Source organism: Pseudomonas sp. Irchel 3E13, from assembly GCF_900187455.1.
Classification (GTDB): Bacteria; Pseudomonadota; Gammaproteobacteria; order Pseudomonadales; family Pseudomonadaceae; genus Aquipseudomonas.
Map to the genome: position 1 here is coordinate 486,468 of NZ_FYDX01000004.1, position 10,832 is coordinate 497,299.

9 protein-coding genes are annotated in these 10,832 nt (G+C 64.2%); 5 read left to right on the forward strand and 4 right to left on the reverse strand.

What is annotated here, in order from left to right; genetic code table 11:
• Positions 1 to 4: 4 nt before the first annotated feature.
• The gene (locus CKW37_RS09035) at positions 5 to 511 is read right to left on the reverse strand and encodes an RNA polymerase sigma factor (protein ID WP_256587713.1); all 507 of its coding nucleotides are present in this window, start codon (positions 509 to 511) and stop codon (positions 5 to 7) included.
• 335 nt (positions 512 to 846) lie between these two features.
• Between CKW37_RS09035 and CKW37_RS09040 the strand changes: the two genes are divergently transcribed.
• From CKW37_RS09040 to CKW37_RS09050, 3 genes are read left to right on the forward strand one after another with little or no spacing between them, the layout of a single operon-like run.
• Positions 847 to 2,205, forward strand: coding sequence for a glutamine synthetase family protein (locus CKW37_RS09040; RefSeq protein WP_095155337.1), 1,359 nt, complete (start codon positions 847 to 849; stop codon positions 2,203 to 2,205).
• A gap of 48 nt (positions 2,206 to 2,253) precedes the next feature.
• The gene (locus CKW37_RS09045) at positions 2,254 to 3,339 is read left to right on the forward strand and encodes a polyamine ABC transporter substrate-binding protein (RefSeq protein WP_095155338.1); all 1,086 of its coding nucleotides are present in this window, start codon (positions 2,254 to 2,256) and stop codon (positions 3,337 to 3,339) included.
• Between the two features lie 14 nt (positions 3,340 to 3,353).
• Positions 3,354 to 4,649, forward strand: coding sequence for an FAD-binding oxidoreductase (locus CKW37_RS09050; protein WP_095155364.1), 1,296 nt, complete (start codon positions 3,354 to 3,356; stop codon positions 4,647 to 4,649).
• Between the two features lie 132 nt (positions 4,650 to 4,781).
• Here CKW37_RS09050 and CKW37_RS09055 read toward each other — a convergent pair whose 3' ends face one another.
• The 3 genes from CKW37_RS09055 to CKW37_RS09065 all read right to left on the reverse strand — a co-directional run bounded on the left by CKW37_RS09055 (position 4,782) and on the right by CKW37_RS09065 (position 8,821).
• Positions 4,782 to 7,259, reverse strand: coding sequence for a TonB-dependent siderophore receptor (locus CKW37_RS09055; protein WP_095155339.1), 2,478 nt, complete (start codon positions 7,257 to 7,259; stop codon positions 4,782 to 4,784).
• 107 nt (positions 7,260 to 7,366) lie between these two features.
• A complete protein-coding gene (locus CKW37_RS09060; RefSeq protein ID WP_095155340.1) occupies positions 7,367 to 8,308 on the reverse strand; it encodes a FecR domain-containing protein in 942 nt (313 codons plus the stop codon).
• A 3-nt stretch (positions 8,309 to 8,311) separates the two neighbouring features.
• A complete protein-coding gene (locus CKW37_RS09065) occupies positions 8,312 to 8,821 on the reverse strand; it encodes a sigma-70 family RNA polymerase sigma factor (RefSeq protein WP_095155341.1) in 510 nt (169 codons plus the stop codon).
• 271 nt (positions 8,822 to 9,092) lie between these two features.
• On the opposite strand from CKW37_RS09065, the gene CKW37_RS09070 reads away from it, so the two are divergent.
• Together CKW37_RS09070 and CKW37_RS32775 are read left to right on the forward strand one after the other, a co-directional pair.
• Entirely contained in the window at positions 9,093 to 10,505 is a 1,413-nt protein-coding gene (locus CKW37_RS09070; RefSeq protein ID WP_095155342.1) for a cytosine permease, read from the forward strand.
• Between the two features lie 146 nt (positions 10,506 to 10,651).
• The coding region (locus CKW37_RS32775; RefSeq protein WP_143502012.1) for a helix-turn-helix domain-containing protein at positions 10,652 to 10,832 on the forward strand (181 nt) is incomplete at its 3' end.

The following is a 10,832-nucleotide window of genomic DNA, read 5'->3' on the forward strand; positions in this document are numbered from 1 at the left end:
GCGGTCAACGCTGAAGACTTCGGCGCAAAAAGTCCAGCGCACCGGCGAGGCTTTTCTCCACCGTGCTCAGGGAAACGCCTAGCTCGCGGGCGACGTCCTTGTGCGCCATGCCCTGCAGCCGGCACATCAGGAAGATGCTTTTCGCCGGTTCGTCCATGCGCTGCCAAGCCGCGTTCAGCGCTTCCAGCTCCTGGCTGGCGGCGACCGTGTCGATGAGTTCGGGGCTTTCGCCGGTGACTTCGAAGAGATAGGCCAGGCCCTGGTCGTGACGCTCGCGGGACGCCCGGCTGCGCACGTGGTCGATGACCAGATTGCGGCCGATGCGGAAGATGAAGGCGCGCAGATTGTCCACCGGCTTGCGTGGTCGCTGGCTGAGCATGCGCAGGTAGGTTTCCTGGGCGAGGTCGGCGGCGGTCTCGGTGCTTTGCAGTTGCCGATAAAGAAACACCCGCAACTCACGCGCATGCGCCTTGAAGGCCCGCTCCAGTTCTTCGGTGGTCATGCTCGACATGGCGGCCCATTGTCACTGCGGTGCGAGGGCGCAGACTTTATCGAGAACCATTCGCAAATTCAATCTCTTCGTCGGCGGCGTTTTTCTTTCTGGGCGGTGGCGTGAGGTCGCGGCACTTCGCGAGCAAGCTCGCTCCTACAAGGCTCCCCCTCACCCGGTAGGAGCGAGCTTGCTCGCGAAGACAGGCAACTACCGTCTGGTGCCGGCACCCGCATTCCTGCACAAAACGGATAGAACCGCCCCCCGCCTCCAGCGAACACTAGCCCCGTCGGCACCGACCACCCACTCGGTCGCCTGCCTTCGAGTGCCTAAACAACTACCCGCTAGAGGTTTGCATGAACACCCCCGCGCATCAGCTGGCCACCTGGCTGAAGCAACACCAGATCACCGAAGTCGAATGCATTGTCAGTGACCTCACCGGCATCGCCCGCGGCAAGATTTCCCCCACCAACAAGTTCCTCGGCGAAGGCGGCATGCGCCTCCCGGAAAGCGTGCTGCTGCAGACGGTCACCGGCGATTTCGTCGATGACGATATCTACTACAGCCTGCTGGACGAGGCGGATATCGACATGTTCTGCCGCCCCGATGCCGACGCGGTGTTCCTGGTGCCCTGGGCCATCGAGCCCACCGCGATGGTGATTCACGACACCTACGACAAGCAGGGCAACCCGGTCGAGCTGTCGCCGCGCAACGTGCTCAAGCGCGTGCTGCAGCTCTACAAGGACAAGGGCTGGACGCCGATCGTCGCGCCGGAAATGGAGTTCTACCTGACCAAGCGCAGCAGCGACCCGGACTTCCCGCTGGAAGCGCCGATCGGCCGTTCCGGTCGTCCGGAAAGTGGCCGGCAGAGTTTCTCGATCGATGCCGCCAACGAATTCGATCCGCTGTTCGAGGACGTCTACGACTGGTGCGAAGCCCAGGGCCTGGACCTCGACACGCTGATCCACGAAGACGGCCCGGCGCAGATGGAGATCAACTTCCGCCACGGCGACGCGCTGTCGCTGGCCGACCAGATCACCGTGTTCAAGCGCACCATGCGCGAGGCGGCGCTCAAGCACAACGTGGCGGCGACCTTCATGGCCAAGCCGATCACCGACGAGCCGGGCAGCGCCATGCATATCCACCAAAGCGTGGTGGACAGCGCATCGGGCCGCAATATCTTCGTCAATGAAGACGGTTCGATGAGCGAGCTTTTCCTGCACTACATCGGTGGCCTGCAGAAGTACATCCCCAAGGTGCTGCCGATGTTCGCGCCGAACGTGAACTCGTTCCGCCGCTTCCTGCCGGACACTTCGGCGCCGGTCAACGTCGAGTGGGGCGAAGAGAACCGCACCGCCGGCCTGCGTGTGCCGCCCTCCTCGCCTGAAGCCATGCGCGTGGAAAACCGCCTGCCCGGCGCCGACGCCAACCCGTACCTGGCCATCGCCGCCAGCCTGCTGTGCGGCTATCTCGGCATGGTCGAGCGGATCGAGCCGAGCGCGCCGGTCCAGGGCCGCGCCTACGAGCGCCGCAGCCTGCGCCTGCCGGTCACCATCGAAGACGCGCTGGCGGCCATGGAAGAGTGCGCGGTGCTGGAACAGTACCTCGGGCGCAAGTTCGTCCAGGGTTACGTCGCGGTCAAGCGCACCGAGCACGAGAACTTCAAACGCGTGATCAGCTCCTGGGAGCGGGAATTCCTGCTGCTGAGCGTCTGACCCGACCACGCGCCGTCGACAATAAAAACAGGATGGACAGGAGCCGCTATGAATCTGTTGAAACGCCTTGCGCCCTTCGCCTTGCTGGCGCTGCCGCTGGCTGCCCAGGCGCAGCCGAGCGTGAGCATCTACAACTGGACCGACTACATCGCGCCCGACACGCTGACCGGTTTCCAGAGCAGCACCGGGATCAAGCCGGTGTACGACGTGTTCGATTCCAACGAGACCCTGGAAGGCAAGTTGCTGGCGGGCAAGACCGGCTATGACGTGGTCGTGCCTTCCAACCACTTCCTAACCCGCCAGGTAGACGCCGGGGTGTTCCTGGAGCTGGACCGCAGCAAGCTGCCGAACTGGAAACACATGGACCCGGCGCTGCTCAAGCTGCTGGAGCAGAACGACCCGGGCAACCGGCATTCGGTGCCTTACCTGTGGGGCACCAACGGCATCGGCTACAACGTCGAGAAGGTCAAGGAAGTGCTCGGCATCGACCATATCGACTCCTGGTCCGTCCTTTATGAACCCGAGAACCTGAAGAAGCTGCAGAAGTGCGGCGTGGCCTTCATGGACTCCGCCGACGAGCTGATCCCGTCGATCCTCAACTACCTGGGCCTCGATCCCAACAGCACCAACGCGGCCGACTACGCCAAGGCCGAAAAACGCCTGCTGGAGTTGCGCCCCTACGTGACTTACTTCCACTCGTCCAAGTACATCTCGGACCTGGCCAACGGCAATATCTGCGCGGCGTTCGGCTTCTCCGGCGACGTGCTGCAGGCCGCCAACCGGGCCAAGGAAGCGAAGAACGGCATCCAGATCGCGTACAGCATTCCCAAGGAAGGCAGCAACCTGTGGTTCGACCTGATCGCGATTCCCGCCGACGCGAAAAACCCCGACCAGGCCCACGCGTTCATCAACTACGTGCTTGAGCCCAAGGTCATCGCCGAGGTCAGCGACTACGTCGGCTACCCCAATGCCAACGTCGACTCCAAGGCCTTCATCGACCCCGAGACACTGAACAATCCCGAGGTCTATCCGCCGCAGGCCGTGCTCGACAAGCTGTACATCTCCAATGCGCCATCGCCGAAGATCATGCGGCTGATGACCCGTAGCTGGAGCAAGGTCAAGTTCAACCAATGAGCCGGGGCACCGTGATGAATCGAACCGGCGAACATACCGCGTCGTACTACGCCGCCACCGCGCGCGACCGCCACACCTACCCGACGCTGGATGGCGAAATTCGCGCCGACGTGTGTGTGATCGGCGGCGGCCTGACCGGCGTCAACACCGCGCTGGAACTGGCGCTGCGCGGTCATTCGGTGGTGCTGCTGGAAGGCCGGCGCATCGGCTGGGGCGCCAGCGGGCGCAACGGCGGCCAGTTGATCCGCGGTATCGGCCATGACGTCAGCGGCTTCGCCAGGTACGTCGGCGAAGACGGTGTGCGTTACCTGCAACGCGCCGGCGAAGACTCGGTCACCCTGGTGGCCGAGCGCATCGCCGAATTCGCCATCGACTGCGACCTGCGCTGGGGCTTCTGCGAGTTGGCCAACACCCCGGCGCAGTTCGCCGCGATGGTCGACGAGCAAAAGGCACTGCGCGCCTCGGGCTATGCCCACCCCACCGAGTTGGTGGAACCGGCGCGGATGCATGAGGTGGTGGCCAGCGACTGCTACGCCGGGGGCCTGATCGACATGGGCTCCGGGCACCTGCACCCGCTGGACCTGGTCACCGGAGAAGCGCGGGCCGCGAGCCGGCTTGGGGTTCAGGTCTTCGAACAGAGCCCGGTGCTGCGCATCGAGCATGGCAATCAGATCACGGTGCATTGCGCACGCGGCCGGGTCCGGGCGGACAGCCTGGTGCTCGGCTGCAACGCGCACCTGGACGAGCTGGAACCCAAGCTGAGCGGCAAGGTGCTGCCGGCGGGCAGCTACGTCATCGTCACCGAGCCGTTGCCGGAAGCAGTAGCAGCGCAGTTGATCCCGCGCAACCTGGCGCTGTGTGACCAGAAGGTCGGGCTGGATTACTACCGCCTGACCGCCGACCGCCGCCTGCTGTTCGGCGGTGCCTGCCACTACTCCGGTTCCGACCCGAAAGACATCGGCGCCTACATGCGGCCGAAGATGCTCAAGGTGTTCCCGCAACTGGTTGACGTGCGCATCGACTACCAGTGGGGCGGGATGATCGGCATCACCGCCAACCGCTTCCCGCAGGTTGGAAGGCTGAGCCAGCACCCGAATGTGTATTTCGCCCAGGGCTATTCCGGGCATGGACTGAACGTCACCCACTGGACGGCGAAGTTGCTGGCGGAAGGGATTTCCGTGGGGCAAAGCACCGGGCTGGATGTGTTCAGCGCGGTGCCGCACCTGACGTTCCCGGGCGGGAAATTGTTGAGGTCGCCATTGTTGGCGTTGGGGATGCTCTGGTATCGGATGCGGGAGGTGATGGGCTAACTGCGGGTTGGCAATTGAAGCGCCCTCAAGATCGAATATCGCCTGCGCGGTGCTCGATCCTGAGGTCGATGAAGAGAGGGAGGCAGGCACCTCACGCGACCACAGCCCCCCTCACTGCGTCTTCCCTTTCAATCACCAGTCATACGTCATCTGCACCGAAGCCACTCGCTCCTGCCCGTAGTAGCAGCCGAACGAGTAGTTGCAGTCCGACACATACTCCCGGTCAAACAGGTTCTGCACGTTCAGGCTGGCCTGCAAACCGCGCAGGCTCGGGTCGAAGCGGCTCAGGTCGTAGCGCACGGTGGCGTCATACACGACCCACGCCGGCACGTCGAAGGAGTTCGCCGAATCGCCCGGCTTGCGCCCGGTGTAACGCGCACCCGCGCCCACGGTCAGGCCGTCGACGCCAACGCCGGTGAAGTGGTAATCCGCCCACAGGCTGGCCGACACCGGCGCCTGGGACTCGTTGCGGTTGCCTTGATCGCCGTAGGTGCTCTTGGTGTAGAACGAGTCGATGTAGGTCGCCGCCGCCAGCAGGTCGATGTTGTCGATGCTGGATTTCACTTCCAGCTCCACCCCGCGTGAACGCACTTCGCCGCTTTGCGCCTGGTACTGCGGGTATTCGGTGTCGCCCGTGAGGACGTTCTTCTGCTTGACCTGGAACACCGACGCGGTGATCAGGGTCTTCTCCAGCGGCTGGTATTTCAGCCCCACTTCGTACTGCTCGCCCTCGGTCGGTTCGAAGGCTTTGCCACCCCGCTCCGGCGCGGCGGTGCCGATGGTTGGCAGGAAGGATTGCGAGTAGCTGACATAAGGCGCCAGGCCGAACTCGGTGACGTAGGTCAGGCCGACACGCCCGGTGAATTTGTTGTCACGCTGCGAGGCGATGGAGTGGGCCAGCAGGTCCTTGTTGTCGATCTCGGCCCAGTCCTGGCGACCGCCGACGGTGAGGATCCACTGGTCGAGGCGGATCTGGTCCTGGAAGTACAGGCCGGTCTGGCGCACGGTGTTGTCCCATTGGGTGTCGAGCACCGGGGTGACGCTGGAGCTGTCGAAGTTGTTCTTGCCGTAGAGGTTCACCGGCAACACGTTGTAGGCGTTGTAGCCATCGTACTGGCGAGTGAAGTGACGGTAGTCGACGCCAGTCAGGGTGGTGTGCTGCAAGGCACCGGTGGCGAACTTGTACTCCAGGTTGTTATCGACCGTGTAGGCGATGTTGTGCTGGCGCCAGTCGAGCTTGACCCGATTGGCCTGGGTGTAGTCGGTCACGTTGTTGGCGTCGGTGACGAAACTGCGCAGGTAGAAGCCTTTGTAGCGGTCGCGCACGTCGGTGTAGCGGGCGGTGGAGCGGAAGCTCAGGTCGTCGCTGAAGGCGTGGCTGAAGTCATAGCCAGCGATGTACTGGTTGCGTTTGTAGTCGTTGTAGTGCGAGTCGCCAGAGAAGAAATTGCGGTCGATGCGCTCGCCATTCGGGCCGCGATCAAGGGAGCCGATGCGCGGCAACGACTGGTAGTCGGCCAGACCGTCATCGCGCTGGACCTGCGCCAGCAGTGTGAGCGAGGTGCTGTCATTCGGCGTCCAGGTCAGGCTGGGCGCCAGCAGCAGGCGTTCAGCATGGGTGTGGTCGACCTGATCGTTGCCCTTGCTGCTCAGGCCGATCAGCCGATAGCTGAAGGCGCCCTGCTCGTCCAGCGGACCGCTGCTGTCGAAGGCACCGTTGACCCGGTTGTAGCTGCCGGCACCGAGCTTGATCTGATTGCGCGCTTCGCGGGTCGGGCGCTTGGACACCAGGTTGATCAGGCCACCCGGCTGGTTCTGGCCGAACAGCACCGAGGACGGGCCCTTGAGCACTTCGATGCGCTCCAGGGTGTACGGATCGATCTGCGGCGCGCCGCCCAGGCTACCGGCATACGGCACATAGGCGCCGTCGAAGTACAGCGGGGTCGGCGCGAAGCCACGGCTGGTGATTTCGTCGGCGATCGCGTTGCGGTCAGTGAAGCCGCCGGTGCTCAGGCCCGGGGTGTAGCGCAGGGCCTGGGTCAGGTTGCGCGCGCCCTGGTTCTGCACCTGCTCGGCGGTGACCACGTTGATCGCCTGGGGGATTTCCAGGATCGGCGTGTCGGTCTTGGTGGCGGTGGCGCTGCGGGTGGCGACATAGCCGTCCACCGGGCCCCAGGCCGACTCGACCGCAGTGCTGTTGATGCTGGTGCTGTCCAGTTGCAGGGAACCGTCGCTGACCGCCGGCAAAAGCGAGTAGCTGCCGTTGGCCTGGCGCACCACTTGCAGGCGACTGCCCGCTAGCAACTGGCGCAGGCCGGCGTCGATGTCGTAGCGGCCGCGCAGGCCCGGCGATTTCAGCCCGCGAGCATGAGCCGGATCGAAGGACACGGTGATGCCAGCGGTGGCGGCAAATTGAGTCAGCGCGGCGTCCAGCGATCCGGCCGGAATATCGAAGGCGGCTTCGGTGCGGCTTTCAGCCATGGCCGGCGCGACGCCCACCAGCATCACCGCTGGCGTGGCCAATGCGGCGCCCAGCAGCGCGCCATGAATGGCCCGGCTCAGCGCGGAAGTTTTCGGTGCAGCGGAAGTGCGGTCAGTGGAACGGGACATGCGGTTTCCTTTCGCCCTGTGGCAGTGATGAACGGCGTCTCTGTGGCGCCTCTACCTACAAGTCGAAGCTGGATGAGAATCGATAACCCCCTGAGTGAAAATAATTCTCAGGCCGCCTCGACCCGCGTCCAGAACCGGCTGAAACGGCGGATACGCACCGGCAAGGTGGTGGTCAGGTTATCGAGGACGATATCGGTATCCGCCAGGTGGAAGGCCCCGGAAATGCGCAAGTCGCCAATCGCCTCGGTGCAGCCCAGATGCCCCGGTCGATAGCGCTGCAACTCGGTGATGAAGTCGCCCAACCGCCAGTCGTTGGCCACCAGCATGCCGCGGGTCCAGGCGTCGACCTGGGATGGCGCCGGTTGCAGATCACCCATCTGCGCGGCGCTGAAGCTGAGTTGCTGACCCGCCTCCACCCGCACCGCGGCCTGCGCATCGGCGCAACGCACTTCCACCGCGTGCTCCAGCACACAGACCCGTGTGCGCTCGCCCTCGCGGCGGACGATGAACCGCGTGCCCAACGCGCGCACGCTGCCCTGCGCGGTGTGCACGACGAAAGGCCGCGACAGCGTATCTCGAGCAGTTTCGATGAGGATTTCGCCGTCCAGCAGGTTCACCTGACGCAGTTGCGCGCTGTAGCGGATGTCCACGGCACTGGCGGTGTTGAGCTGCAACTGGCTGCCGTCGTCCAGACGCAGCGAGCGGCGTTCGCCCGTGCCGGTGCGTTGGTCGGCCAGCAACGTCTGCATCGGCGTGCTGCGCCAGGCCAGGCTGCCCGCCCCGCCCGCCGCCAGCAGGATCGACAGAACCTTGAGCACCTCGCGACGTCTCGCCCTGGCCCCGGCCAACGTGGTCCGGGCCAGTTGCGGCGAAACCTGCTCGAACTTGCCTTGCAGACGTCCCAGCCGTTCCCACGCCTGCTGATGCAGCGGGTCGCTGAGCAGCCAGTGCTGGTGTGCGGCGCGGGTCGCCGCGTCCGGCTCGCAGCGCAACTCCACGTACCAGTGGGCGGCGGCCTCGAGGATGTTGCGCTCCAGCACAGCGGCCATGGCCTACTCCTCCACCAGCAGCAGGCAATGGGTCAGGGCGCGCACGGCGTGTTTCTTCACCGTAGTCACCGAGAGGTCCTGGCGCCGGGCGATCTCGACGTAGCTCAGGCCGTCGAGCTGGGCCATCAGGAAGATTTCGCGGGTGCGGGCGCCGAGGCCGTCGAGCAGACGGTCGATGTCCATCAGCGTCTCGATGATCTGCAGTCGGGTTTCCGGCGAAATATCCACCGGTTCCGGGCGCGCCGCCAGGGCATCAAGGTACGCCTGCTCCAGCGCACGACGACGAAACATGTCGATCATCAGGCTGCGCGCCACCGTACTCAGGTACGCCCGCGGCTCGCGCAGGTCGGCGGCCTTGCGCAGGGTGAGCACGCGCATGAAGGTGTCCTGGGCCAGGTCCGCCGCGTGGTCGACACAACCCAGCCGGTTGCGCAGCCAGCCGCAGAGCCAGGAATGATGATCCTCGTACAGCGAGTGCACGGCTTTTTGCAGCGAGAGGTCGACGGAAGACATGGCAGGAAACCAGGCGGTAACAAGTGGTAATGAATCTCATTTAACAGGAATAATATTACCCTTGGCAACCCTGGTGTCATTCCTCGCTTGCGCCGACCGGTCGCCCTCACCCGACGCGCTACCCCAGTTTTTTTAAGGCTTGAGAGCACATATTTACTAATTTATCCGGCGCCCGGCACCGCTCAAGATCCGCTCCAACAAGAAAAGGCACCGGCCTCGCCGATGCCAACCGAAGTACCGCAGCGTACTCATCCTTGCCTTGGAGTCCGTCATGACCAACGCAGCGTCACCCGCACCGCTTATCGAAAAACACACGATCGGCTACGTGCCGCCCGAAGATCGCCATGGAAAAGTCCGGGATCTGTTCACCCTCTGGTTCGGCGGCAACATCGCGCCGCTGCCGATCGTCACCGGGGCCCTCGGGGTCCAGTTGTTCCACCTCAATCTGGTCTGGGGCATCGTCGCGATCCTTGTCGGCCACCTGGTCGGCGGCGTGCTGATGGCCTTGCACTCGGCGCAGGGCCCGCAGATGGGCATTCCGCAGATGATCCAGAGCCGCGCCCAGTTCGGTTCCCTCGGCGCCCTGCTTGTCGTGGTGATCGCCGGGGTGATGTACATCGGCTTCTTCGCCTCCAACATCGTCCTCGCCGGCAAATCACTGCATGGCGTGGTGGACAGCGTGCCGGTGCCGGTGGGCATCGTCATCGGCGCCCTCGGTTCGGGGATCATCGGCATCATCGGCTACCGCTTCATCCACGTGCTCAACCGCATCGGCACCTGGGTGCTGGGCATCGGCATCGTGCTGGGCTTCGGCTACATCCTCACCCACATCCAGACCGACGACTTCCTCACCCGCGGCGGCTTCAACCTCTCCGGCTGGCTGGCCACGGTGTCGCTGGCTGCGCTCTGGCAGATCGCCTTCGCGCCCTATGTCTCGGACTACTCGCGCTACCTGCCGGCCGACGTGCCGGTGGCGTCGACGTTCTGGACCACCTACCTGGGTTCGGCGCTGGGCTCGAGCCTGTCGTTCGTATTCGGCGCGGTGGCCGTGCTCGCGACTCCGGCGGGCATGGACACCATGGATGCGGTCAAACTCGCCACCGGCGCCATCGGCCCGCTGATGCTGGTGCTGTTCCTGCTCAGCGTGATCAGTCACAACGCCCTCAACCTGTATGGCGCGGTGCTGTCACTGATCACCCTGGTGCAGACCTTCGCCTGGCGCTGGATCCCCACCGCCAAGAGCCGGGCGGTGCTGTCGGTGATCGTGTTGCTCGGTTGCAGCATCGTCGCGGTGTTCGCCTCGAAGGACTTCATCGGCCACTTCGTCGACATGGTGCTGGTGCTGCTGGTGGTCCTGGTGCCGTGGACCGCGATCAACCTGATCGACTTCTACGCGATCCACAAAGGTGACTACGACATTCAGTCGATCTTCAAGGTCGATGGCGGCATCTATGGGCGCTATAACCCGCAGGCGCTGCTGGCCTATGCGATCGGTATCGCGGTGCAGATTCCGTTCATGAACACGCCGCTGTACGTCGGGCCTGTGTCGGCGCACATCAACGGGGCTGATCTGTCGTGGCTGGTGGGGTTGGTGGTGACTTCGCCGCTCTACTACTGGCTGGCGAACCGGGACAGCGCGTACCGGCGGCGGCAGGTGAGCGCGAAGCTGGCGGCCGGGGTTTGAGTCAGGTCGTCAGGTGATAAAAGCACCCGCTCTCTGTGATGGAGGGCGGGTGTTTTTTTGTGGGGTGGCCTTCGCGAGCAAGCTCGCTCCTACAGATGAACTGCGCCCCGGAAGTTGGACACCCATCCAACACCGGGGTGTTTTGCATGACCACGTATTCCAAGCAGTTCAAGCTGTCCGCCATCCAGGCCTTCATCAACCGAGGCCGTGGCTTTCGCCATGTGGCGAACCAGTTCCAGATAGATCCTACCCTTCTCCGGCGCTGGGTCGTGGCTTACCAGCACCACGGCGAGGCCAGTTTCAAGCGTTCCCGTCGGCACCACAGCG

Coding starts and splice junctions, on each gene's coding strand:
- CKW37_RS09035 (WP_256587713.1), bottom strand. CDS start 511: ATGTCGAGCATGACCACCGAAGAACTGGAGCGGGCCTTCAAGGCGCAT.
- CKW37_RS09040 (WP_095155337.1), top strand. CDS start 847: ATGAACACCCCCGCGCATCAGCTGGCCACCTGGCTGAAGCAACACCAG.
- CKW37_RS09045 (WP_095155338.1), top strand. CDS start 2,254: ATGAATCTGTTGAAACGCCTTGCGCCCTTCGCCTTGCTGGCGCTGCCG.
- CKW37_RS09050 (WP_095155364.1), top strand. CDS start 3,354: ATGAATCGAACCGGCGAACATACCGCGTCGTACTACGCCGCCACCGCG.
- CKW37_RS09055 (WP_095155339.1), bottom strand. CDS start 7,259: ATGTCCCGTTCCACTGACCGCACTTCCGCTGCACCGAAAACTTCCGCG.
- CKW37_RS09060 (WP_095155340.1), bottom strand. CDS start 8,308: ATGGCCGCTGTGCTGGAGCGCAACATCCTCGAGGCCGCCGCCCACTGG.
- CKW37_RS09065 (WP_095155341.1), bottom strand. CDS start 8,821: ATGTCTTCCGTCGACCTCTCGCTGCAAAAAGCCGTGCACTCGCTGTAC.
- CKW37_RS09070 (WP_095155342.1), top strand. CDS start 9,093: ATGACCAACGCAGCGTCACCCGCACCGCTTATCGAAAAACACACGATC.